Source organism: Clostridium beijerinckii (genome assembly GCF_018223745.1).
Lineage (GTDB): Bacteria > Bacillota > Clostridia > Clostridiales > Clostridiaceae > Clostridium > Clostridium beijerinckii.
In genome coordinates, this window is sequence record NZ_CP073653.1 from 3,224,552 (window position 1) to 3,249,924 (window position 25,373).

Below are 25,373 nucleotides of genomic sequence, written 5' to 3' on the forward strand. Positions count from 1 at the left end.
TAGCGTTTTCCTTATATTTGTATTTTATTTTAATTTAAATTGCTCTATAATTTCTTCTAACTTTAAAGCACTTTCTGCATTATTGTTAGATGCAGCTAATATAGATTCATTTTTGCTGCTTACATCAATAACATTTGAAACAATATTAGCAGATGATTTAGCTACTTCTGATACTGAAATTGCAACATCTTCCATGCTTTTTGAAATTTGATCTACAGACTCAGAAACACTTTCAGAAACTTCTGCAAAATTACCTATAATTTCTTTAACAGTATCTCCATCCTTTTTATACTCAGCACTTATAGTAATTAGTTTATCATAATCTTTAAGAACCTCCTTTTCTATAAATACTAAGATATCTTGTGATGAACCTGAAAGTTTTCCAACTGAAGCTAATACAGCATTTATTTTATTCTGAATTTCAGAAACTGTTAGTGATGACTGTTCTGCAAGTTTCCTAACCTCATCTGCTACAACAGCAAATCCTTTACCGGCTTCCCCTGCTCTAGCGGACTCTATTGCTGCATTTAGCGCAAGTAAGTTAGTTTGGTTTGCTATTGCATCTATACTTTTTGCCATTTCTGATATCTCGTTTACAACTTCAACTTCCTTCAATGCTTTTTCTAATCCAATTTTTGTTTCCCTATATATTCTCTCTGCATTTTCCCTTGATTTAATAGAATCATTATTGATTGAAACCGCTTTTTCTTGTATATTCAATGCAACATTTAATCCATCTTGTGCTTTTTTAGCTGTTACGTTGACTTCCTCTTTCACTGTAGCAGCCATAGATGTAACTTCTTCAACAGCTGCTGATGATTCTTCCATTCCTGCTGATATTTCTTCTGTCGCTGCTGATATTTCATCTACTTTAGAACTTACCTCTGAAAACATTTTATTTGTTAATTCGCTGCTCTCAAGGATACTTTTACTTTTATCTTTAATAAACAACATACTTTCGTTCAGTTTTTCAACTGCACCATTTAATGCAGTTACAGTATTTCCTATTTCATCGTTAGCAACTACTTTCATTTGTATATCAAAGTTACCATCTGCCAATTTTCCTGCACCATTCATAACTTCTTTTACTTGATTTATGACACTTTTTCTAATTAACTGCATAAATAAAATTCCCATAATAATACTTACTACTAATAGTATAACCATTTGTTGTTTAGAACTATCTGTTATCTCTTTAGAAAGTTGTCCTTGTGATTTCATTAAATTATTTTGAGCAGCTATCATATTTTCTATACTTAAAAGCAATTCATCTTGTGGTTTCTCTATATTAGTAATCATATTTTGAAGTTCTTCGGTTGATACTCCAGTTCTCATCCCTAAATTAACAGCTTCATCAAATGCTGAAAATGCTAATTCAGAATTTTTCTTTATTTCTTTATATATTTCTTTTCCTTTTTCAGTATAAACTAAGCTACCAAGTTTATCTTCGTTTTCATAATAAATAATTTTATTCTTATCTAGTATTTTTTTTTGCTCATTCATATAATTCATATCATTGCTAATTGATATATTTCTTATGCTAATTGCAATTTTGTTAAGGCTTCCTCTCATATTATATGCAGCTGATACTTTCTCATTTTCTACGTCAATTAATTGATTAATAGTTCCATTAATTTGACTTAATCTAAGTATAGCTAGTGAGGATACTCCCATAATTAGAATAATCATTAATGAAAATGCTATAATTAGTTTGTTTGATAACTTAATTTTACTAAATCTCATCACTATCCCTCCCAATATTTTTCTCAATACATTAATTATACTTTAATTTAAATTATAATGTCTATTATATTTATTCTATTTTTTACTTTTTTCACATAACATTGACACTTTATCATATTATTTTCAAAGATTTTTGTTACATAATTAATTAATATTATACATTTCAATATCTTATCCTCAATATTTCACTTATACTTTAATAATTCTCTAATCCTTTACTTTAGGAATTAATAGGTATACTTATTTATAAAGTTACAAAGCAATTTTATATTATTAAAATATTGATTACGCCTAATAATTGATTTAATCCAAAGATATGAATATGATATTTTTAGTATATATGTTGCAATTCACAATGCACATTTCACAATTCACAATTACGGCTGAAATTCTTTCAATATTTTTAGAATTGTGATGAAGAATTAATTTTGCAACGTATATATAAGTAATTAATAAAAATAAGCGCAAATATATAACTATTTATTTATAGCCTACGCCTACACTTATACAGTAAAAAAATAAGAGCCTATTTATATAAGCTCTTATTTTTATTGCTAATCTTTAGTTTGAGAATTCTTGTGTTCCCATGTATTTGTTATTTCCGTAGATTACACCTATACCAACCTTAGTATATTTTTCATTCATCATATTTGCTCTATGACCTGGTGAGTTCCACCATTGATTAAATAATTCAACTGGGTCAGAAGTGTTATATGCAATATTCTCTCCTGCTGTAGTATAGGTATAGCCTATTGTGTGTAACCAGTTTGTCCACTTTGTTCCGTCTGGATTTGTGTGATCAAAGAAATTATTTTGAATCATGTCGTCACTCTTATATCGTGCAACTTGTACTAATGTATTATCTATAGTTAATGGCTGAAGACCCGCTTCTTTTCTTTTTTCATTCATTAATTGAAGAATTTTATCCTCAGCAGAATTTTGCATGCTGATTGAATAATTTGTCGGCAGATTAGGTAACCCCTGTACATTTACTGATGTTGCATTTGTGCTACTTTTTGAAACTGTATCTGTATTACCAACGTTATTTCCATTAGAAGTATTCATTAATGAATTAGTATTTAAAAAATTATTTATATTTACATTATTACAATCGTTAACACTCGAATTTATTGTAGCTGCAGATACTCCTAATGATGAGAAACTCCCTATTGTTGTAGCTGCAATAACTGTAGTTACTATTCTTCTTAAACCATTCTTTCTCATTAGTTTTTCTCCTTCTATATGTTTTATTTGTCCTTATGATTTTTATTTAAACAAAAAGTATTTTTTAAGTTTTTGTTGCTTTTGAGTAAGGACATGTCTCTATCTTATCATCTTTTCGACAATATTCAACATGAATTCTTCTCAATTTATTGATTTAAATGATATTGTCTTAAGCTTGCTTTAGTATATTATTGTATGCTTCTTTATGCACCATAATATTATTTAACATCTTAAAGTGCCAAGGATAACCCCTATTTTTTTTAAAAAAGTAAATCTTATAAAAAAGAATAAGATATAATGAACTATATGTTCCATATCTTATTCTCATCTATCTTCCAATACTTACTTTAATAACGAAATCACTTGTTCGCTTGTTCTAATCTTACCTATTCTAGGGAATATATATTTACAAACATATTCATGTTCTTCCTTAGTTACTGCTGTCATTGCATCTTCTAAGAAAATTTGATTATAGCCATGTTGGAAAGCTTCTCTTGCTGTAGTATCAACTCCAATGCTAGTTGAAATCCCTCCTAACACAATTGTATCAATCCCTCTACGTCTTAATTGTAAATCTAAATCTGTACCATAAAATGCTCCCCATTGCCTCTTTGTAACAATATGAACATTCTTAGTCCCTGCTATTTCAGGTACAAGCTCGTCCCAGCCTTCTTGATATTTCATTCCACTAGAAGCTAAATCTGTTTTTGGCTTAACCATATCTTTTCCATCTACAGTTGAAACTCTTACTAAAACTATAAATGCACCCTTCTCACCAAATTCCTTAACTAATTTACTAGCATTTTGAATTACCTGGTCCATTAAATGAGGTGAACCTGAAATTCCTCCACCTGCAATTCCTTTTTGTAAGTCTATAAGTACAAGAGCGCTAGTTTTAGCATTAATAAGTTCCTTTTCGTTTAATTTTAAATCTTCCATCTTTCTTTTCTCCTTTTCATTCATTTTATTTATATAATAATTATTGATTTAAACTAAGTTTTTTATAAACTTTGAAATAGACCCAAACTGCATTTATAAATAATAATGCACTTGTAATGAAAAATACGTATTTCATTCCCAAGTTTCCTGCTACTTGTCCTCCTAAAACTGCACCTCCAAATGCCCCTAAATATCCTGCCGACATGTTAAAACCAAATACTCTGCCTGTAAGAGACGCTGGAGTTATTTTCTTTAGTACGATATTTACAGATGGATTAAGCCCAGCAGATGCTATTCCTAATAAAAACCTAAGGCCCATTAATTGCCAAGTGTCTTTTACAAAAGCTTGTGGTATAAAAATTATTCCTGCACCTATAATACATGCTAGTATTATTTTATGAGCTCCTACTTTATCTGAAAGTTTACCTAGTCTTGGTGCAGCAATTATATTTGCAAGACCTGAAGCTGAAAATGTTAGTCCAGCTAAAAGCACAATATGACTACTATTACTAGATAACTGCTTAACATATACTGTTACAATAGGTTCAACTGAATATAATGCAACAGCTAATATAAAGAAAGTTACAAACATTGTAATAGTAAGGTTTTTTTCTGGAATTGCCTTCCATACCTCCTTAATGCTTAGAACATCTTTATCTTCATGAGTAAAAGATTCTTTTACAAATAAAACAGTTGTAATAAATGAGATTAAAAGTAATGCTGCTGTTATGAAAAATACGCTTTGTAGACCAAAGATCTCATCTATGAAACCACCAATTGTTGGACCAATTAATGAACCTGCAATATTTGCTGTTGAAAGTGTACCTAAAGCATATCCTGCATTTTCTTTATCTGTCTGAGTTGCAATAAGTGCTGTACATGCTGTGCTATACCCTGTGATTACCCCTTGAAGTAATCTTAATCCTATTAGAACATATACATTTGGTGCAAATCCCATGCACCCTATAGTTATTGCCATGCCAAGACTTGCTCTAAGAATCATTGGTTTTCGCCCATATTTATCAGCAGCACTGCCCCAAATTGGTGAAAAAATAGCTGAAATTACATAAGTAATGCCAAATGCAATTCCTGAAATTTTTGTAATTGATGCTGTATCTTGAACTCCAAGATGCTGTATGTAGATTGGCAATACTGGAGCGATTTGACTCATCCCTATGGCTGCAACAAATATCCCAAACCAACACACTATTAAATTTTTTCTCCATATTTCCATAAGCATACTCCTTTCTATTTCTATAAATTAAGAACAAAATTACATGTAACATCATCTGAATAGCCTTTTATATAAATCATCCTCAAATTTAACCACATTACAATTTTCTAAAGAACAAAAAATATTAGTAATTACTAACATTTTGATAAAGTTTGTATTACTTCCCCATTAGTTTTTTGTTCCTCATCTTCAATTTGATTATAAACTATATTATATAGTTTGTAAATTATAAAATATAGTTTATAATTATATTATATAGTTCTAAATGTTTTTATAATTATATATTGCAATTAAGTTTCTACATCATGCTCTTGATTAACACTTGCTTTATTAGAGTTTTAAATGTAAATTTACTATAGCAACATATATATTTTTTTAAATGTTAAACTATTTTTATAAGATAAGATTATAGGAGTGAAAAGTGTATGCACAAAAGAAATCTAACCAGAGAAAAGATTATTCTAGTTTCTTTTTGTCTAGCAGATGAAATTGGTATTAATCAACTTAATTTTCAAAAGATCGCTGAAAAATTGGATGTAAAATATCCTTCTTTGTATAATCACTTTAATAATATGGATGAACTTAAAATTGAAATGACAGTATATATGTTAAATAAGATGAATCAGAAATTGATGCATAGGCTGATTGGCAAGAGTGGTTATGATGCCATAAGAGAATATGCTGGTGTTTATAAAGAATTTGCTTTTGAAAATAAGACAGCTTATAAACTTTTTATCAATATTCCTAGCACTAAAAATAATGAATTGTTTAATTTAATGAGAAAAATAACTCATATTATTCATGAAATTCTAAATTCTTACATTAAGGATGAAATTCTTTTGGTTCATAAAAGCCGAACTTTAAGAAGTCTCCTACATGGTTTTATTTCATTATATTCCTTTGGATATTTTCAAGGTGATGTTGATTTAGAAGATACCTTTAAATCTATGATAGATGACTTTATCTCGTCACTTAACAAATAACCCTTGTGAAAGGTAAGAAAATATAATATGAGTATACTTAACAAAACAAAGTGATTAATCCACCTCCCCCTTTGTTATAGGATTTTAAGATTCTTGTATGACCAATATGCATTAACTATTTAAATAACTTGATTTTCAAGATCCAAATTTGTATATTTTTCTTAAATCGAGTAGGAGGAAAACAATTATTTTGTTTTCCGACCTCTCACACCACCGTACGTACCGTTCGGTATACGGCGGTTCATCAGAATTTAATGCATCATTTGATATGTTTGTGTTAGACTAATAAATCCTATAGATTCTAGATATTTATTATTTAAAGATTTGCTCAAAATCGGGCTGTTGGAAATTCTCCAATAGCCTTTTCTTGTATTAGCGTATTCCCATGCTTTGTATTTATTAATTCCTAATTTAGCTAGATTTCTTTGCTTGGTGCTAATCTTCTTCCATTGTTTCCATATGCAAGCTCTTAGTCTTCTTCTAATCCATTTATCTAGTTCCACTAGCCTTCCGCGTGCGTTAGCAATTCCATAGTAATTAATCCATCCTCTTGTAATTTGATTTAATTTAAGTAACCTATATTCCATGCTAATTCCTTTATTTCTGTTAGTATAGAATTTAACCTTTTCCTTGAATCTCTTTATGGATTTCTCATGGATCCTTATTTCTGCTCCGCTTTTCGAGAAGTAAAACGAAAATCCTAAAAATTTTCGTTTAGATACAAAGTCTACTGCACTTTTATCCTTATTTACTCTAAGTTTTAAATTATTTTCAATTATATTGGTCATAGATTTCATTACTCTAAGCCCTGCTCTTTTGCTTTTGACATATACATTATTATCATCTGCATATCTGCAAAATTTGTGCCCTCGCCTTTCAAGTTCTTTATCCAATTCATCTAACATTATATTTGCTAATAATGGACTTAACGGACCACCTTGTGGTGTTCCTTCTTCACTTGTTACTGAAACCCCATTAATGAGGATTCCGCTTTTGAGGTATTTTCTTATTAATGATAACAATCTTTTGTCTTGTATCTTCTTTTCAAGTTTACTCATAAGAATATCATGATTGACTTTATCAAAGAATTTCTCTAAATCCATATCTATAACCCATCTATTTCCTTGATTTATATATTGTTTTGATTTCCTTATAGCATCTTGTGCTCCTCTGCGAGGACGGAATCCAAAGCTATTCTCGGAAAATAAAGGTTCATATATTCTAGATAAAACTTGGGCAATAGCCTGTTGAATCAATCTATCTTGTACAGTTGGTATGCCTAATAATCTAATTCCACCATCTGGTTTGGATATTTCTTTTCTCCTTACAGGTGATGGATTATATCTATTTTCTAGTAGTTTAGCTTTAATTGTTTCCCAGTGTTTCTTGATATGCTCACGAAGTTCATCGGTCTTCATTCCATCGACACCATGGCTACCTTTATTACTAATTACTCTTTTAAGTGCTAGAAGCATATTATTTCTTTCTAGAACTTCTTCAAGTAATCTACTAGTATCAAATGTTCCATCGTTTACGCTTTCTCTATTTGGTAAAACCATAGAATTACTCCGCACCTTTGATTTACCTTGAAGTTCCACTTCTACTTCCATCACTTGGTCTCTATATTGAGTTTTCTGCTTTCTTTGTAATTGCTTTGATTTATCCAAAGTTGTAAACCTCCTAATGTTCAGTCCTTCATCCGCTATCGCGTTTAGCGGAGTTACTATGACTTCTGCTGACTTCTGATAGTTCAGCTATATATCACTATATAGGTTGTATCCTAGAAATTTAATTCATTTGGCACTTATCTATCAGACCTCCCCAGGTAAGAGCACGCACTTTCACCTCATCTATCTGCCACATTTACTCATTCTGTTTCGGATAGTTATTGGGCTTTACTTTGTATGGCAAGTTTACCCACAGAATTGAGCCTCAGATGTGATTCGTATTCCTCAGACCAAGGCTTTGCCGCCGACTTCCTTCAGATTCCACCTTGCGATGGACACCCTTGTCTTAAGCTAATGGTTAGCACTATCAGCCCCCATTACGGACTTTCACCGATTAGCGCGTGCCCATGCTGGGCACACCATAAAAAGAGAGCTTACTTTGTGTAAACTCTCTTTAGTAAAATCATATACGGCTTTTAGTTAGAATTTTTTATGCCCATCTTTTTAAACATGCGAACATAACCTAGAAAGCCAACATATTCTGTCATTTACCTCTATTGCTGTTATATTTTCACAACAAGATCATTTTGTGCTTTTAAGGACAATTCCTTCCTTAAATCCCCCACGTTCTTCTCTTTTCTTATCTCTAGCTTTAATAAGCTCTTCTTCACTAAAGCCTAGGCTGTCAGCAAGTCCAAACAAAACTTCCATAACATCAGCTAATTCTTCTAAGTTCTTATCTTCCAGAAATTCATTAACTTCTTCTTTTAGTTTGGCTTCTAAAAGCTCATACTTCTCTTCTTTAGTTGCGACGTCTATATCACATTCTCTTCCATCAGCTTTTATTATTTCTGGGATTTTATCTCTTACTAATTTATTATATACTTTCATTAACTCTCACTCTTTCCACAATTATCCACATTCCCGTATTTAATATTTTTATTAAAAATCGTATTATCTAAATGAACTTTTCATCTATCTCTTTATATTTGTAGTATCAAATATTATGTCACATTTATTCTCAATGTCTAGTTCTGTAAAGTAATGTTCTTCCAGTGGAATCCATTTGTTTATGAAATCCTGAAGTTTTTCTTCACCATTACGTTTTAGAATTCGTTCATGCTGCACTTTAGGATCAATAGTTATAAAAATTTTATAATCATAATAATCCCTTAATGTAGGATGCAGACTATAACTTCCTTCAACTATAGTTAAATTTTTAGGTTCTACTTTTATAGGCTGACTTAGCTCCCCTTTATTGCATAAATATTTTCTATATACAGCAGGCTCGTCGTTTTTTAATGACTTTAAGATTTCCTCCTCAAATCTTTCGTAGTGAACATTTCCACCAAGCTGTGCTAGTCGTTCTTTTGTTTTCATTCTTGGAGGAAGGAAGAAATCATCCATGTGAAAAAGGCTGCAATCAAACTCTTCTGCAAGCATTGCTCCTAAGGAACTCTTCCCTCCGCCACATCTTCCATCAATGGCTATTACTAATTTTTCATTATCTTTTAGTAAGTTCTTAATTTCATCAATTACATATTTATATTCATTATAAATATGTGGTTTACGTTCTTTATTCATTATTTCCTCCAATATTTAAAGGCTTACTTTACATAAACTCCTGCTAAAGACAGTGCTTTGTTTATTAATAAACATGTTATTGCAGCTTTAATATTATTTTATTACTATAATATATTTGTTCACCATTTATGATTGATATTCCTCTAAATTCGTATCTTTTCTATAGATATTTTGTAATTCACAATGCACATTTCATAATTCACAATTACGGTTAAAATTCTTACGATATTTTTAGAACTAGTATATTTCCAACATATATATCTTATATTTTTCTAGCTTTCAATCTAATGCGCACATAATCTGCATACCATACTCCATTCTGATATAGAATAGGTTTTAAGCTTTTTACCGCCTCATCAATAATTTCATTTTTTAACGAGTCATCTAAGCCTTTAAAAGGCTGTATAACAAACATTTCAATCCAATTCTTCATTCCATCTTCACCTATAAGTGCGGTTTTACGATCAAATAATGCTGCATATACTGTTTGTAGTCCATGCTTTCTAAGAATAGGAGTATATTCATCAATAGTTGGAAAATAGAATGTTCTCTTATATTCTAATCCCCTTGCTTCAAAAGCCTTTTGCAAAAATGAATGGATTGTTTCTGTGCATCCGTATCCTCCAAATTCACATACTAAGCTTCCGTTTATTTTTAATCCATTATAAACACTCTCTAGCAATCCATCTTGATTATCAATCCAATGAAAAACTGCATTAGAAAATATCGCATCAACTTGTTCATTTAAAATAAAATTCACTGCATCATCCTGTATAAATGTTAGTTCAGGATAATTTTTTCTTGCAATTTCCAGCATTTCTCCTGATGCATCCATACCAATTACATCTGCTCCCATGTCCGAAATCTTTTTCGTTAATGCTCCATTACCACATCCAAGATCTAAGACTTTAATTCCTTTCTCAATATCTAACAAATTTAAAACATCTTCACCATATTGATGTACAAACTGAAAATCTTTCGTATACCCTTTAGCATTCCACTTAATATTCATAAAAACACCTCCATTTTAAATATACCTGACATTAAAAATAGTATATCAAAACAGATACCATAATTGAAATGCATATTAATTATACTTTATATAACTATGATTTATATAGAGATCCAACTTTAAAACCTAGATTTATGTGTTAATTTACGAAATCATAAATATTTTGATTCCGAAAAGCTATGAAAATTTCGCTGAAAGTATTAAGCAAAATTTTACATAAGGCTTTTAGGTTTTAATTTTCATTTATGATACATATATTTATTATATGAAACTGCTTTATAGTTAGTTTATATAGATAACCCAATAATGAACTATACTTAACCCATGAAATATCTTCCAACCAGAAATGAATGGTATACTTTTGTGGAATGTTTCATTGGTAATTTTGATGGATGTTATCCTTGGCTATAAGTTGTTCCAAATGTGCTAGCCTCAAAGCTTGTTCTTTGAGGCTAGCACTTTGGGTGCAACTTTATAGCCTTAGAATCACCCATCATAATTACCTAGAAACTGGAACAAAAGTATATTATTCATTTCGGTGAGGTATACGCATACGTACAGATTATAGTTGGATATCTATAACTTTATTTAAAGCAGTTATATAATTTAAATTGGAGATGTATCTAAATTATGAACAACATGCTTTTAAGTCCTGAATTTTGGTTTATTATCGGTATTCCAATTACTTTTTTACTTGGATCATTAGCTCACTTTGCATATGATTGGAGTGGTAAATCAGTTATAGTAGGTATCTTTACTCCTGTTAACGAAAGTATCTGGGAACATTTAAAACTTTCTACCTATCCTACTTTTATTTGGTATATACTAGGCATTTTAATATTTCGAGATAAAGTTAACTTGTATATCTGGGCCATATGCTCTGTCATTTCAGTTATTACTAGCTGTATTGTTATAACTTGCTTTTTCTATACCTACACAGGTGCTCTTGGAATACAATCATTATTTCTTGACATATTTTCATTATTTTTAGGGCTTTCTATAGCTCAATGTTTATCTTTGCATATTTATAAATATGCAACATTAATTATGCTTCATTTTTATTTATCTATTATAATAGGTTCTTTAATAATAATTTGTTTTACTCTTTTTACTTTTCTTCCTCCTAAATTGCCGATTTTTATGGACCCCATTACTAAACAGTATGGAATTCATTAAAATAAGTCCTCTTTATATGGATCAGCTTAATCTTAAACGAAAATTTAATTAATAAACTTATGTTCAAAATCGGATGCTTCCATAGGTTTTCCTATTAAATACCCTTGAATGAAATCACATTTAAGCTCGTTTAAGATTCTAAGCTGTTCTTTTGTTTCAATTCCTTCTGCAACAATTTTAATATCTAAGCTATGTCCCATATTTATTATTGATTTAATAATCGTTAGATTTTTATAGTTTGTTTCCAAATTCATTATAAGGGATTTATCAATTTTTATTTTATCAATAGGCAATTTATTTACATAATTAAGAGATGAATAGCCTGTTCCAAAATCATCTAATGATATTTTTATTCCCATACTCTTAAATTGTTCCAATATGTTTATAATTGTTTCAAAATCCTCCATGGCCTCATCTTCAGTAACTTCTAGGTTCAGGTATTCAGACGGCAGAGAATATGCCTCCAATATATTTTGAACGAGTGATACAAATTCAGGTTGCTTTAGTTGAGAATAAGAGGTGTTTACTGATACACTAAATTCATGCGATCCAATTTCATTCCACTTTTTGCACTGTATACAAGCATTTTCTAACATCCAATTATCGATTGGTATTATTTCTCCTACACTTTTAGCTATAGGAATAAATTCTATAGGCGGAATAATTCTATCCCCTTGCTTCCATCTTATAAGCGCTTCTGAATTTAACACTTTCTTTGACTTTAAATCCATAATAGGTTGATAATAAACCATAAATTCATTATTTGATAATGCTTTATTTAATTTCATCTTCATTTCTAATTTATCAATTGCTTTATGTTCCATTTTAGGTGAATATATAGCAAAGTCATAACCACCATTTTTCTTAACTTCATACATAGCTAAATCTGCATTGTTAATCAAAGTATCTGAATCTTCTCCATGCTCTTGGAATATACTTATTCCTATACTTGCTCCAAGAATTAAAGATTCTTCATTATAAGTAATTGGCTTTTTCAATTCCTTTTGTATTCTTAGAGCAATTTCTTTAATGTATATATCAGACTCTACATTTTTCAATATAATTATAAATTCATCTCCACCAATTCTACTAATTATATCCTGTGGACCTATAGAATCTTTCAATGTAGATGCTACTTTTTTAAGAACTTTGTCACCAACTTGATGTCCAAAATTATCATTTATATTTTTAAAATCATCTAAATCTATAAAAAGAATTGCAAATTTTTTATCTTTATTTTTTAATAGTTGATTAATATTTTCTAACATCATTTTTCTATTAGGAATTTCTGTGAGAGCATCATAATATACATAATGACGAATTTTTTCTTCTGCAAGTATCTTATCTTTTATTTGATCTACAAGTTTCGAATTTTTTCTTTCCAGTTTTAAAGTATATTTCTTTTCTATTTCTGCTATTCTCTTTCTTTCTGAAATATCATGTATCAAAATTACAATACCTAGTTTATCGTCATACTCATCATATATAACTGTACTTGATAATTCACATACAATGTATCCTTCATCTTTTTGTTGTAAATTAACCTCTACATTTCTCACATAACTATTTTCTATTATAGTATTAAACTCAATGTTTTTATAAGATATTAAATCGCTGAACATCTTTCCTTCTAATTCTTTAAATTTATAATCTGTTATATTTGATGACGCTTCATTACAATTTTGGATTGCAAAATTCTCATCTAAAATAAATATTGGGTTCTTAACACTATTAAAAATGTATTCTGATAAATACTTCGAAGTAGTTAACATAAACCTGTGCTTACTTATTGCATAGCAAACACCACCCAACGCTATAGTTCCACTCAAAACTACTGAAGGAAAGACAAGAATTCCAAACATAGGTAAAATAATATCTGTTAATACCCCTATGGTAATACTTATAAAACATGTCCATAAAATAATTTTATTTTGCTTTCTTATCCTATTCTTTTTTGAATATCTCCCTCTATTAAATAGCATTACAAGACCTGATACATAAAAAATTATAGAACATATGCTGTATGCAATTTGACCAAATAAATTTGGAGCCACATCAATCCATCCATAAGGTCTTCTAATCATAGCTGAAGATGGTTCAACCATAATATTGCATAAAAATAATAATGCAGCAGGAACGTGGGCTAAAATTATTATAATCCGATTGTATTTACTTTCTTTCTCATTATTTAATACAAGTGCAAAATACAGCCAGTGACCAGAAAAAAAACAATACCCAAAAACTGAAACTGCCCTCCAAAAAAACGCTATATTTATATTTTCACAAGTCAGCATCATTGCATATCCAAGTGCCCAAGCAGCACAACACATGCTTAAATTTAAAAATATTTGATTAGCTTTTGATTTTTTGTCCATCCTGTATCCATATATCCCTAGGAATGAATAAAAAACGCAACATAACATTAACGAAATAAATAAACTAATATAAATAAAACCACCTCCGGCATAAAATATTTTAATAAATTTCTACTTTATATAATTATCGAGAAACTATAACTTAAATTTTATACGTTTCTATTAAATAATTTCATATTTCAACATTTTCTGTCATTATATCATTTTATTCTTAATTTCATAAATATTCAAGTTCTGTAAATCTATACATAATAAAAATATTTTTCCAATAACTTCATTTGCATACATGAACTCCTACTAATGAATTAGACTTTTTAGCAGTGAATATATAAGTTTTAAATGATATATTCATTCCTTATAAAATTATCAAACTCACATTATGTCACAGTTAAGATAGGCTTTTATGAATTAGACTTTTAAGAATATAGTATATTCTTAAAATAAGATTACAATACATTAAATACCATAAATATAGAGGATTCCGATTTTTATAAACTTCAGTATCCTCTACTATTGCTAATTCCATTTCTTAAATGGTATTATTTATCTTCTCAAATATATTTCACATTTTTTATTGGTGACTTGAAAACTCTCTTGAGTTTTTCCTAAACTCTGTTGGAGTCATACCCTTTTTAGCCAAAAATTGTTTTATAAAATATGTATCATATTCAAAGCCAGTGGCACGTGCAATTTCGTTTAAGCTCATATCAGTATGAGTCAATAGACTCTCAGAAACCTTTAAGCGGTACGCTAGTAAGTAGGCCATTGCTGTGCAGCCACATAGATCCTGAAAACTTTTATTTAGTGACACACGATTCAAATGAGCACATCTTGTTAAATCTTCCAATGTTATTTTATCAGAATAGTTTATATGTATATATTCTAAAACCAAATTAACAGGTGATTCTTCGCTATGGTGGTTTAGCTCTTCAATCAATCCAAGTATTTGTATTAAGTATTTTTTTATTCTACACACCCAAAGCGAGTCACTTTGTGCATATACTTCTGTTCCCATAATAAAAAACCACTCATATAATTTCAAATATATTTTCTCATCTACAGCATATACCCTAGTATGAATTTTATCTTTTCCAAAAAGTAAAAGACCAGTTTTTATTTTTAGATTAGTTGACAGATATCCAGTATTTTCTGAGAAATGAGCTGTATTAAAAAAATCTGGATGGAAACAAAATGATTGCGAAGATACATTTTGTTTTTCAATAACTTCTATTTTATCTTCCATTGATAAACAAAGAATACTTGGAGCGACAATTTTCACAGGGCGACCATTTAGTTGTAAATTCATGCTTCCACTCGTAATAAAGGTTATAGTTAAACGCTCTTTATAAGGAAGATTTACAAAGTTTTCATTTGCAATAAATTCTATATATACAGTTCTATTCTTGTGACGATCCATTTGTGGCATAAGTATTCCTCCATTAGGTACATTAAAATAAATAATAAATTTAAATTACCATTTATATTTTCATTAATCAATAGCAAAATCTAAGACAAATGCTAAAAAAATCCCTATATCAAAAGTCGACAATTCCACAGTCGCCTTTGAGATTTTGTTCTTGTTCTCTTACAAATAGTATAGTTAAAAGCTTCATTTATGACATTGTATCATATTTTCTAAATGGTAGACTATTATTAAGAATTAAAGAAAGTTATGCAAAATAAGTCTATTAATAACTCACTGTTAATAACTTATATGAAAGGAGAATTATTATGTCTATTAAAAAATTCAATATCCAAGTATCTGATGAGGTACTTAATGATTTAAAATACAGATTGGATCATATACGCTGGCCTGAGCTGCTAGAAAACTTAAGTTGGGAACGAGGTACTAATATAAGTTATTTAAAATCACTTGTTTCGTATTGGAAGGATGAGTTTGACTGGCGTGCACAAGAAAAAGAATTAAACCGCTTTTCTCATTTTTGCTGTAATGTGGATGGGATAGATATTCACTTCATACACGAAAAAGGAAAGGGACCTAATCCTACCCCAATTATACTTACTCATGGATGGCCTGACAGTTTCATACGCTATCAAAAGATTATACCACTTCTTACTGACCCTGCAAGTTATGGTGGTGATCCTAATGATTCTTTTGATATAATTATCCCTTCGCTACCTGGCTTTGGCTTTTCTAGTGCTTCAAAACATAGTGGCATGAACAATTATCGTGTTTCTGAGCTTTGGGCAAAGCTAATGACTGAAAAACTTGGTTACAGTAAGTTTGCTGCTGCAGGTGGAGATATGGGTTCAGGTGTTACAAGATACTTAGCATTAAACCATCCAGAACTTCTAATAGGAATCCATCTAACTGATATTGGAATTATCAGAGATCTTATGATGTCAAATGATACAGAGCTTTCAAAAGATGAATTGAATTATAAGAAAATTGCTTCAGAATGGATGTCAAACGAAGCAGGTTATATGTCTATTCAATCTACAAAACCTCAAACCATTGCCTATGGACTTTCTGACTCACCAGTAGGCTTAGCTGCATGGATTATAGAAAAATTTCGCGGTTGGAGTGATTGCAATGGTGATTTAAGTAAAAACTTTAGCAAAGATGAACTTCTCACTAATATAATGATCTATTGGGTCACAAATACCATAGGCTCATCAGCAAATGCATATTATGAAAATACACATTCATTGCCACCAATGGGACACATAGATGTACCAACAGGCATGGCTATCTTCCCAGCTGATGTATTGCTACCACCAAAAGAATGGGCTATGCGCAATTTAAATATCACTCGCTGGACTACAATGCCTAAAGGAGGACATTTTACAGCCATGGAAGATCCTGAACATTTTGCTGAAGAAATTTGCACATTCTTTAGAACTTATAGATAAGCTTGAACTTATGTCATGGCTTACCGAAATTATAAATATTTTGTTCCGAAAAACTATAAAAATATCGCTGGAAATTCTAAGTTGCAGATTTCACCACTTTAGCATGCTCCCACTTTCCTAGGGAAGCTCGACTCATTACATTCGCTGAGGAAGTTCGAGGAACCCAAAATAAAATTTTGGACTCTCACTTCACAAGCTAAAGTGGAACAATTTACAACTAATAATCTCATCAGCTCATTTTCAAATGTTTTCTTCACAAATATATTTATAATTTCTAGTGAAGGTATATGATATACTCACGTACTTTTATTCCACATAACTGCAACAATACCCATAAACATAACATTTTTAAAACAGCACTAAACCTCTTCTTATTCAATGATCACAAATGCAGTAAATAGCCACTATTTTAGATATTAGCATCATAAATAGTAGCTATTTTATTCACTTATCCTTGCTTTTTCCAGAATTTCAGTGATTTAACACTTGGCTTATCAGGCTTTATTGATATCTCCTCTAACCTAGTATTAACTAAAGAATAAACCACTGGAACAACTACGAATGTAAGGAAAGTAGCTGATGCAAGTCCAAATATTATGGTTACAGACATAGGTCCAAATAACGCACTTTTTGAAAATGCAAGTGGTATAAGACCTGTAATAGTTGCTACAGAACTTAGTATTATCGGCCTGAATCTTTGACTTACAGCATTCAAGCATGCTTCATCTATAGAAAGACCTTCTTTTCTTCCTTCAATTATATATTCCACAAGCAGAATACCATTTCTTATAACTACTCCAATTAAACTTATTATTCCCATTACAGCAGTTAAAGATAGCTGCATCTTAAATGTGAGAAGCCCTGCCGTTACTCCTATTAATGATAGTGGAAGTGCACACATTATTATAAGTGGCTGTACAAAAGATTTAAATTGAACAAATAAAATCACATAAATTATTAGTATACACATGGCTGCAGCTATACCTAGACTTGTAAAATTCAAATCTATTTGATGTTTCTCACCATCATAAATAACATTTACACCATCTATATCCATCTTATTTATTTCCGGACTTAATGCATTTTCTACGGTAACAGCATTATAACCAGTTTTTATATCGCTATATACTGTTACAGTTTTATCTTTCTTATAATGTTTTATTTGGTCTATCTGTGAATCAAGTTTTATAGTTGCTACTTCTGATAACAATACCTTGTTTTTTGCAAGGCTGGATTTCACTTGTAAATTTTTTAAATCTTCAACTGATGTAGCATTACTTTTAACTAGTATATCGTAATCACTTCCATTTTTTCTGTATACAGAAGCAGCATATCCTCTTATAGCAATGCTTATCTGCTTTTCTATATCAGATTTTAATAAACCATGCTGTACTGCCTTAGTACTATCTATATCTACTTCATATTGATAAGTCTTTTTTGCTGCATCATCTCTTACATTTGTAGTTCCTGGAATACCATTTAATTTTTCTTGTATTTGATCTGAAGCCGAATAAAGCTTCTCTAAATCATCTCCTGTAAGTCTTATACGAATAGGTGCACCTGTTGGCATTGCTTGTTCCAAGAGTTTTACTGTTGCAGTACCTCCAGATATTTTACTATCTATTTGACTTTGTAAATACTCAGCCAATTCTTGTCTTGTACTGAACTTTTTGGTTTTATTTAGGTCTATGTTCATCATAATTTGAGCTTTATCTTTTGCTGGTGCAAGAGGAGGTATAGTAATATAAAATTTAGGCACAGCACCACCTATAGCTGACGTATAACTTGTAACATCTTCATCTGATTTTACTATATCTTCAACTTGTTTTACTAAATCACTCGTGCTGTCAATATTATCCACTTTTTCATTAGCAACATCTATATAAAGAATGTCTTTATCTGCATAAGGAAAGAACTTCGTTCCTATTGAATTCAGCAATCCTATTGATACTGCAAATAAACATAAACATATTATAATAATCTTTATTTTATTCTTAAGTCCATAATTTAAAAGTTTATGGAAAAACCTTTTTATTATACTTTCCTTCTCAACTTTTTTACTTTTTCTAAAAAATATAGATGCCATAGCAGGAGTTACAAACAGTGCTGATAAGTAAGAACACGCAATACATATCATTACTACCTGAGGCAAAGTTCTTAAGAATTCTCCTGCTCCACCAGGTATATTTAAAAGTGGTGCAAAAGCACCAATAATAATCAATGTAGATGTGAATACAGGCACAAATAATTTTTTAATACCATGAAAAGCAGCTTCATCTCCAGACATACCTTCATCAATACCTACCTGCACAACATCGCCTATTACAATGGCATCATCTACTAATATTCCAAGAGCTATAATAAGTGCTGTGGTAGACATTTCCTGAACCTTAATACCAAGGGCATTCATAGCAACAAATGACATAGATATAGATATCGGAATTACTGCTGATACTACCATTGCATTTCTAAATCCCATTCCTATTAAAACAGTTATAACTACCAGAATCACACCATCTCTAAGGTTCTCCATAAAGAAAGAAACTGATTCATCTACAGCCTTAGGCTGAAAAGTAACTTGCTCTATTTTCAAATCTGGTGGTAATTGTTTTTTTATCTCATCTAACTTTTTTGTTACATCCTTACCTATTAAAACTATATTTTTATTATCTTGAAAATAACCTGTAAGCAATACTGCATTTTCTCCATTGCTAGTGAATTTAAGACTAGAATCATCATCATAACCCATATAAACCTTGGCTATGTCTTTAAGCCTAATAGTTTGTCCAGTATCAGTTGAAACATTCACCACAGTATCTTCTATTTCCCTAAGAGATGTAAAACTTCCAGGTGTCTCAACTTTCATTTTCCCAGTTTTTAAATCTAAATTTCCAGAAGGAATATCTACATTTTGAGCTTTTAATGCTCCACATATGTCTTCAAAAGAAATTGGATATTTATTTATCTTATTTAAATCCACTTCCACTTTTACCTGATTATCTTGCTTACCCTTTATATCAAATCTTGAAATACCACTAACATTGCTTAGCTGCTTCTTTATATCATCTGCATAATTTCCCAATTGTTCATATGTGTAATTATCGCCAGATACACTTAGAATCATACCAGCAGTTTCTGTAAGATTCGTATTTATATCACTATCCTGACATCCATCTGGGAGATCTGATTTTAAATCTTTTATCTTATCTCTCATATCACGCCATGCTTTCTCTTTATCACAATCATTAGTTAAGAAAACAACAACTATTGAAGCATTATTTACAGAGTAAGACTCACAATAATCATAACCATCTATTTCTTCAACTTTTTCTTCAACTTTTTTTGAAACTAAACTTTCTATATCACTAGGAGAACCTCCTGGATAAACCGTTGTGATCATTGCTGCTGGAGATGAAACATCTGGCATTTCCTGCTTAGGAACAATATAATAGCAATAACATCCACTTAAAATAGCTATAGTTATTAAAAATAATACTATTTTTTTATTTCTAATAGCTGCTTTAATCAATCCCATAATTCATCCCCCTTTATTCTGCTGAAACCTGATATCCAGCTTTTATATTTTTCATACCTTCAGTAATAAGGTTTTCTCCAACTTCTAATCCATCTATGCATACTTCATTTTCATTTGTATCTCCTAAAGTTACATTTTTCCTAACAGCACGTCCATCTTCCACTGTATAAACATAATCTTGTCCATCATTCAAAATGCTGGTAATTGGAATCCATATGCCACTCTTTTCTCCATTATCAATATAAACTTTCACAGACTGACCTACGTAATATTTATCATTATCTATTGGATTTAAAATTTTGATTTCTGCACTGTAAGTTCCACTTTGTTTATCAGGTGCTTGAACTATATTCATAATTTCTCCATCAGTAGTAGTGTCATCTATTTTAACTTCTGCTTTTGTTCCTACTTGTATTTTCTTTACATCATCATCTGATAAACCTGCAGTAATCACTTGATCGTCACTTCTAACTAAAATTACTGGATACCCAGCTTGTTGCATTTCTCCTTCTTTACAAAGGACATCTACTACATAACCATCTTCATCTGCTACAAGAGATGCATCTTGAACTAAATTAACCTTTGAATCATAATTAGCTTTTGCAGCATTTACCTGTGCCAATGCTGCTTGCTTATCCTCTTCCCTTGTTCCATTTTGAAGCTGTGTCAATGTTTCCTTTGCTGCATTTAACTGGCTTTCACTACCATCTAATTTAATTTTAAGATCGTTAACCTGCTGCTGTGTAGCTGCCTTTATTTGAAATAAATTAACGGTTTTATCATATAAATCCTTGCAGTAATTATACTCATCCTGAGCATTTTTTACTGCTATCTGAGCTTTATTTATATCCTCGGCTTGTGCTCCATTCACTGCTTTATCATATTGGGCTTGAGCTGCATCCATTTGAGCTTTTGCAGCATTTTCTGCCAAATTTAAGTCACTTTTATCTAAACCAACCAGGTTATCTCCTTTTTTCACCTTTTGACCTTTTACAACATATATTTTTGAAATTTTAGCTGGACTTTTGAAGGAAAGCTTTCTTACTTCACTTCCTCCTGTTATACCCTCATATTCTAAATCACTTAAATGGCTTTGATTTTGAAGTTCTACTGTTTTCACTGGATAAGTTTTTGCATCTATTTTTTTATCATTTTTACTGCATCCACTTAATGTTGTAAAATTTAAAATTACTAAACAAATAGCTATTATCTTCTTATTCATATATCCTCCTTATATTCACCATATCGCACATAAAACATAATATTTATTGAGTTTATTTTCCTGAATAATTTTTATTCATTGAAAAAATTTATTAGTTACTTAATATCCATGGCTTTTGAATACTATCTCTTAAGTTATTATGAATATAAATAAGTTTTCTTAAAGCAGTATCCAATTCTTCACTTGCTATAACTTGTTTATCATAATCATTTTGTAGCATTAATCCCATATCTACTTGAGCTTTTGCAAATTTAAGTTTAGTATTTGTTGAATTAATCTGTTCTTTTAAGTTATCTATTTTATTTTCTATATCAAGTAATGTTGAGTAATTTTGTTTTAATATATTTTTAAGACTCTTTTTCGTATCATCTAACTTAACTTTTGATTCATCGTAACTGTATTTACCATCTAGATAAGCTTCATAATTCTTAAGATCTGTATAATACTTTAATTCCTTTTGTTCATATGCTATTGACGCCAAAGCAAGCCCACCAGAATCTAATGTAGTATTACCATTAGCATCAGTTGTAATATAATCGGATTGTTTAGGTGCTATTGGTATATCTTTATTCATAATGTCTTTTATTCCTTCGTCCTTCAAATCTTTCAGATAGTCCTTAGTTAAATCTAATATTTTATCATCATATTCAAAATAACTGTTAAGCTTATCATCTATATATTCCTCAACTGAGCCATCTATTTTGAATTTTACATAATCCATATCATAATCAAGTATGTAAGTATTCTTTAAATCTAAATCAGTTAACACTTTGAAATAATCTTTAGCATCACTTAAAGCATTTTCCTTTGCTGTTATATCATCTTGTAATGATTTTAATTCAACCTCAGTATCAGTAACTTGATTCTCTGTTGCCATTCCGAGCGACAGCTTTCCTTTTAAATAAGTTAAATCATTTTTCTTTAATTCCAAGTTTCTTTTTAATTTATCTATATCAATTTGCTTTAAAACCATATCATTATATTTATTGGTAATATCACTCGATATTTTATCCTCCATGAAATCTCTTGATTGTTTTGTCTGCTTTTCCTGCAATTCAAGTTTATCGTAAGGATAATCATATACATCATCAGAGTAATGGGTATCTGTTTCTAAGGATTTATTAAAATCAGTGCTTTTTTCTTGAAGATCCTCCTTATTTCGATAATAGGTTATTTGTTTTGATTTTAAAGCAAACTTATCACTATTACTTATTGCCGCATTTATTGCATCAGTTAGTTTTAGAACTCTCTCATCTATATGCCCATGTATACCTTGTCCAACGCTTACGTTTTCCCCCCTATTAATATGTTTTGAGATATTTTCACTTTCGGTAGATGCAGATTCTGTTGCAAATACTGGTGCAGTGCTACTATTTATAATACTTACTAAAATTCCAACAGCAATCAGATTTTTTATATTTGGTCTCATTAATATCCACCTCTCCATTATTAAAATATTTAAATATAGTTTTATAATCTACACATGTATACAAACTTTACAGGTGTACAACAAATACTATATACTGCTGTATGAGGGTTATCAAGAAACAATAACCTTAATCTATATAGTTAATCTGCACAATTACATATGTGTAGATTATTTCCTTAGGAGGAGCTTATGACTAATAATAAAACTCTTGATTTAAGAATAAGAAGGACACATAAACTATTATTTGATGCTTTAACACTTTTACTTTCTGAAAAAAGCTTCGACAATATCACCATTACTGACATCTGTGAGAAGGCAATGGTCCATCGAACTACATTTTATAAACATTTTGAAGATAAATATCATTTGCTTGATTCTTTAATTAGTCAATTAGTCCAAAATTTCGAAGAAAAAAGCACTGAACAAACTCCAGTTGATAATCCAAGGCAATACTATGTAAATTTATTTAGACTTCTATTAGAACATATGCAAGAAAATATAAAGATGTATTCAGTCGGCCTATTAAATAATGGTTCCACAATAAAAGTGCTTCAAAAAATAGTAGTTGGACGTACAAAATCTAGATTGGAAAGTGACGAAGCTAATGGACTAATATTTTTAATCCCTGCGCCAATTCTTTCAGAATTTTATTCTTCTTCAATGGTTAGTTTAGCCATTTGGTGGCTTGAAAATAATATGCCTCTAAGTATTGATGAAATGGTTAGATATGGAGATATGTTGATTGACAAATTGGATACAACTGATAAATAGACAGGAATTCTATCTGCTAAAACAAGATCTTATTTCTTAAATGAAACTTCATCTATTGTGCAAGGCTAAAAAAGCTCAAGTTAATTTAATCTTTAAACCTATAATGTTTATCCATTTAGGTTCTTCAATTAAAAGAAAATCAATTTAACTTCTAGGAAGTTTTAGTTATGGAATATATTTTACTTAAATTTGAAATTACTAAATAGTCAAATTCCAAAGCAAAAAGTAAGCAGCTCCTTTATCTTATTCCTTTTACCCTTTATTAATAAAAGCGTTCTAGTTTACTAAAAGTGTTTAACACCTTATAGAACTAGAACGCTAATTAATAACTTATGCTATTATTCTATATTTCCGTACTTATCTTTTGCAAGCTCAATAAATTCTTTTAAAGCTTGAGATACATACCGATTTTTTTGGTATCCAATAGCTAATGTACCATGAGTTTTGTTATACTTCAGATGATAGAGATTAACTCCAGTAATTGTATTCTTATCGAATATTAAATCTTTATTATTCATTAAGGTTTTGGGATAAAAAGTAATTCCCATTCCTTTAACTGAAAGTGCCAGCACTGTTTCAATGCTTTCTGTCTCCAATATAATATTAGGTTTTATTTCTTTTTCATTAAACATTTCATCTGCAATAATTCTAACTCTATTTTTAGCATTAACCATTAGAAATGGGCAATCTTTTAGTAATGTAATATCCATATCTTTTTCAAGTTTTTGTTTTACTTCCATATAATTATTAGGAAAATATTTAACTAATATATTATCTGGAACAACCATAAGAACTTCTTCATTACAAAGTGGAACCATCTCTACATTTTCAACATTAAAAGGTAACATTCCTATTATTAAATCTACGTCACCTTTTAATAAAGCTGCATCTAGTTCCTTTGAGTTTCCTTCAAGTAAATGTAAATTAATATTAGGAAACTTTTCATTATAATAAGGAAGAATTTCTGGCAAAAAGGCTCGTCCTCTTGTATGTGAAGCTCCAATAAACAAATCTCCACGTTTGAAATCTTTAATATCTGCCAATTCCTTTACTGACTGCTCTTTTAAATCCAAAATTCTTAAGGCATTTTTCACTAAACTTTTCCCCGCTGGTGTCAATGTTAATGGCACTGTACGATTAAATAATTCAACCCCCAAATCATTCTCCAATTTTGAAATATGAGAACTTAATGACTGTTGAGAAATAAACAATTTTTTTGCCGCTTTTGTAAAATTCAGCTCTTCTGCTGCTGTTAAAAAATACTCTAAATTAAGAAAATTCATCATAACGTAACACTACTCTACCTTGTATTTAATATAAATATATTTCATATCTGTTTCTATTGCTAATTCTACATAATTACTTATCATCAAACGTCTTTACTTTCCTACTATACTATCTTTAACTATATTAGTTCATATTCTAGAATATTCTATCTCTTAAAGCTTTTTTAGGAATTAGCACGTTTAATTATTCTTCTATTTTATCATCTACTTCTTTTTCCTTGCAATCCAGAGTTTTCCCTATAAATTTATTTAATTCAGTATCCTCCGGTAGAGATTTAAATTTATAAATAAGTTCCTTATATATTTTAAATAAACAAAT

18 protein-coding genes are annotated in these 25,373 nt (G+C 30.1%); 4 read left to right on the forward strand and 14 right to left on the reverse strand.

From position 1 onward, the window contains the following. Positions 1 to 24: 24 nt before the first annotated feature. The 4 genes from KEC93_RS14520 to KEC93_RS14535 form a co-directional block, all read right to left on the reverse strand. Positions 25 to 1,743: a methyl-accepting chemotaxis protein gene (locus KEC93_RS14520; protein ID WP_039768721.1), complete on the reverse strand. Its 1,719-nt coding sequence runs from the start codon at positions 1,741 to 1,743 to the stop codon at positions 25 to 27. A 561-nt stretch (positions 1,744 to 2,304) separates the two neighbouring features. Then, on the reverse strand, positions 2,305 to 2,967 hold the full coding sequence (locus KEC93_RS14525; protein WP_012059053.1) for a CAP domain-containing protein: 663 nt from the start codon (positions 2,965 to 2,967) through the stop codon (positions 2,305 to 2,307). 342 nt (positions 2,968 to 3,309) lie between these two features. Further along, positions 3,310 to 3,906, reverse strand: coding sequence for an isochorismatase family protein (locus KEC93_RS14530; RefSeq protein WP_012059054.1), 597 nt, complete (start codon positions 3,904 to 3,906; stop codon positions 3,310 to 3,312). A 40-nt stretch (positions 3,907 to 3,946) separates the two neighbouring features. Further along, complete coding sequence (locus KEC93_RS14535) at positions 3,947 to 5,140, reverse strand: multidrug efflux MFS transporter (protein ID WP_077869003.1); 1,194 nt, start codon at positions 5,138 to 5,140, stop codon at positions 3,947 to 3,949. Positions 5,141 to 5,565: 425 nt separating this feature from the next. On the opposite strand from KEC93_RS14535, the gene KEC93_RS14540 reads away from it, so the two are divergent. Beyond that, a complete protein-coding gene (locus tag KEC93_RS14540) occupies positions 5,566 to 6,123 on the forward strand; it encodes a TetR/AcrR family transcriptional regulator (protein WP_077869002.1) in 558 nt (185 codons plus the stop codon). A 251-nt stretch (positions 6,124 to 6,374) separates the two neighbouring features. Here the strand turns inward: KEC93_RS14540 and ltrA are convergent, their stop codons facing one another. The 4 genes from ltrA to KEC93_RS14560 form a co-directional block, all read right to left on the reverse strand. Next, positions 6,375 to 7,790, reverse strand: coding sequence for a group II intron reverse transcriptase/maturase (ltrA, locus tag KEC93_RS14545; protein WP_077870066.1), 1,416 nt, complete (start codon positions 7,788 to 7,790; stop codon positions 6,375 to 6,377). 582 nt (positions 7,791 to 8,372) lie between these two features. Then, positions 8,373 to 8,681: a nucleoside triphosphate pyrophosphohydrolase gene (locus tag KEC93_RS14550; protein ID WP_012059057.1), complete on the reverse strand. Its 309-nt coding sequence runs from the start codon at positions 8,679 to 8,681 to the stop codon at positions 8,373 to 8,375. Positions 8,682 to 8,765: 84 nt separating this feature from the next. Then, positions 8,766 to 9,374 (reverse strand): uridine kinase family protein, encoded by a 609-nt coding sequence (locus tag KEC93_RS14555; RefSeq protein ID WP_077869645.1) that lies wholly within the window; start codon positions 9,372 to 9,374, stop codon positions 8,766 to 8,768. Positions 9,375 to 9,636: 262 nt separating this feature from the next. Next, entirely contained in the window at positions 9,637 to 10,386 is a 750-nt protein-coding gene (locus KEC93_RS14560) for a class I SAM-dependent methyltransferase (RefSeq protein WP_077869644.1), read from the reverse strand. A gap of 630 nt (positions 10,387 to 11,016) precedes the next feature. Between KEC93_RS14560 and KEC93_RS14565 the strand changes: the two genes are divergently transcribed. Then, complete coding sequence (locus tag KEC93_RS14565; RefSeq protein WP_039768734.1) at positions 11,017 to 11,562, forward strand: DUF6512 family protein; 546 nt, start codon at positions 11,017 to 11,019, stop codon at positions 11,560 to 11,562. 44 nt (positions 11,563 to 11,606) lie between these two features. Here the strand turns inward: KEC93_RS14565 and KEC93_RS14570 are convergent, their stop codons facing one another. Together KEC93_RS14570 and KEC93_RS14575 are read right to left on the reverse strand one after the other, a co-directional pair. Next, positions 11,607 to 13,937 carry an EAL domain-containing protein gene (locus KEC93_RS14570; RefSeq protein WP_238893335.1) on the reverse strand — a complete coding sequence of 777 codons (2,331 nt, stop codon included), beginning with the start codon at positions 13,935 to 13,937 and terminating at the stop codon, positions 11,607 to 11,609. Between the two features lie 571 nt (positions 13,938 to 14,508). Beyond that, positions 14,509 to 15,363, reverse strand: a complete 855-nt coding sequence (locus KEC93_RS14575) for a helix-turn-helix domain-containing protein (RefSeq protein WP_039768739.1) — start codon at positions 15,361 to 15,363, stop codon at positions 14,509 to 14,511. A gap of 305 nt (positions 15,364 to 15,668) precedes the next feature. On the opposite strand from KEC93_RS14575, the gene KEC93_RS14580 reads away from it, so the two are divergent. Then, on the forward strand, positions 15,669 to 16,811 hold the full coding sequence (locus KEC93_RS14580; protein WP_023975377.1) for an epoxide hydrolase family protein: 1,143 nt from the start codon (positions 15,669 to 15,671) through the stop codon (positions 16,809 to 16,811). 448 nt (positions 16,812 to 17,259) lie between these two features. Here KEC93_RS14580 and KEC93_RS14585 read toward each other — a convergent pair whose 3' ends face one another. The 3 genes from KEC93_RS14585 to KEC93_RS14595 form a co-directional block, all read right to left on the reverse strand. Then, entirely contained in the window at positions 17,260 to 20,346 is a 3,087-nt protein-coding gene (locus KEC93_RS14585) for an efflux RND transporter permease subunit (RefSeq protein ID WP_077869642.1), read from the reverse strand. A gap of 13 nt (positions 20,347 to 20,359) precedes the next feature. Next, on the reverse strand, positions 20,360 to 21,568 hold the full coding sequence (locus KEC93_RS14590; RefSeq protein ID WP_077869641.1) for an efflux RND transporter periplasmic adaptor subunit: 1,209 nt from the start codon (positions 21,566 to 21,568) through the stop codon (positions 20,360 to 20,362). Positions 21,569 to 21,659: 91 nt separating this feature from the next. Next, positions 21,660 to 22,997 (reverse strand): TolC family protein, encoded by a 1,338-nt coding sequence (locus tag KEC93_RS14595; protein ID WP_077869640.1) that lies wholly within the window; start codon positions 22,995 to 22,997, stop codon positions 21,660 to 21,662. A 189-nt stretch (positions 22,998 to 23,186) separates the two neighbouring features. Here KEC93_RS14595 and KEC93_RS14600 point away from each other — a divergent pair, with 189 nt between their 5' ends. Next, positions 23,187 to 23,768, forward strand: coding sequence for a TetR/AcrR family transcriptional regulator (locus KEC93_RS14600; protein ID WP_012059068.1), 582 nt, complete (start codon positions 23,187 to 23,189; stop codon positions 23,766 to 23,768). Between the two features lie 338 nt (positions 23,769 to 24,106). Here the strand turns inward: KEC93_RS14600 and KEC93_RS14605 are convergent, their stop codons facing one another. Then, positions 24,107 to 25,054, reverse strand: a complete 948-nt coding sequence (locus tag KEC93_RS14605; RefSeq protein ID WP_023975382.1) for a LysR family transcriptional regulator — start codon at positions 25,052 to 25,054, stop codon at positions 24,107 to 24,109. Positions 25,055 to 25,373 lie beyond the last annotated feature (319 nt).

What these genes read in the sequence shown, in the direction of transcription:
- KEC93_RS14520 (WP_039768721.1), bottom strand. Translation starts at nt 1,743, where the DNA reads ATGAGATTTAGTAAAATTAAGTTATCAAACAAACTAATTATAGCATTT.
- KEC93_RS14525 (WP_012059053.1), bottom strand. Translation starts at nt 2,967, where the DNA reads ATGAGAAAGAATGGTTTAAGAAGAATAGTAACTACAGTTATTGCAGCT.
- KEC93_RS14530 (WP_012059054.1), bottom strand. Translation starts at nt 3,906, where the DNA reads ATGGAAGATTTAAAATTAAACGAAAAGGAACTTATTAATGCTAAAACT.
- KEC93_RS14535 (WP_077869003.1), bottom strand. Translation starts at nt 5,140, where the DNA reads ATGGAAATATGGAGAAAAAATTTAATAGTGTGTTGGTTTGGGATATTT.
- KEC93_RS14540 (WP_077869002.1), top strand. Translation starts at nt 5,566, where the DNA reads ATGCACAAAAGAAATCTAACCAGAGAAAAGATTATTCTAGTTTCTTTT.
- KEC93_RS14550 (WP_012059057.1), bottom strand. Translation starts at nt 8,681, where the DNA reads ATGAAAGTATATAATAAATTAGTAAGAGATAAAATCCCAGAAATAATA.
- KEC93_RS14555 (WP_077869645.1), bottom strand. Translation starts at nt 9,374, where the DNA reads ATGAATAAAGAACGTAAACCACATATTTATAATGAATATAAATATGTA.
- KEC93_RS14560 (WP_077869644.1), bottom strand. Translation starts at nt 10,386, where the DNA reads ATGAATATTAAGTGGAATGCTAAAGGGTATACGAAAGATTTTCAGTTT.
- KEC93_RS14565 (WP_039768734.1), top strand. Translation starts at nt 11,017, where the DNA reads ATGAACAACATGCTTTTAAGTCCTGAATTTTGGTTTATTATCGGTATT.
- KEC93_RS14570 (WP_238893335.1), bottom strand. Translation starts at nt 13,937, where the DNA reads ATGGACAAAAAATCAAAAGCTAATCAAATATTTTTAAATTTAAGCATG.
- KEC93_RS14575 (WP_039768739.1), bottom strand. Translation starts at nt 15,363, where the DNA reads ATGCCACAAATGGATCGTCACAAGAATAGAACTGTATATATAGAATTT.
- KEC93_RS14580 (WP_023975377.1), top strand. Translation starts at nt 15,669, where the DNA reads ATGTCTATTAAAAAATTCAATATCCAAGTATCTGATGAGGTACTTAAT.
- KEC93_RS14585 (WP_077869642.1), bottom strand. Translation starts at nt 20,346, where the DNA reads ATGGGATTGATTAAAGCAGCTATTAGAAATAAAAAAATAGTATTATTT.
- KEC93_RS14590 (WP_077869641.1), bottom strand. Translation starts at nt 21,568, where the DNA reads ATGAATAAGAAGATAATAGCTATTTGTTTAGTAATTTTAAATTTTACA.
- KEC93_RS14595 (WP_077869640.1), bottom strand. Translation starts at nt 22,997, where the DNA reads ATGAGACCAAATATAAAAAATCTGATTGCTGTTGGAATTTTAGTAAGT.
- KEC93_RS14600 (WP_012059068.1), top strand. Translation starts at nt 23,187, where the DNA reads ATGACTAATAATAAAACTCTTGATTTAAGAATAAGAAGGACACATAAA.
- KEC93_RS14605 (WP_023975382.1), bottom strand. Translation starts at nt 25,054, where the DNA reads ATGATGAATTTTCTTAATTTAGAGTATTTTTTAACAGCAGCAGAAGAG.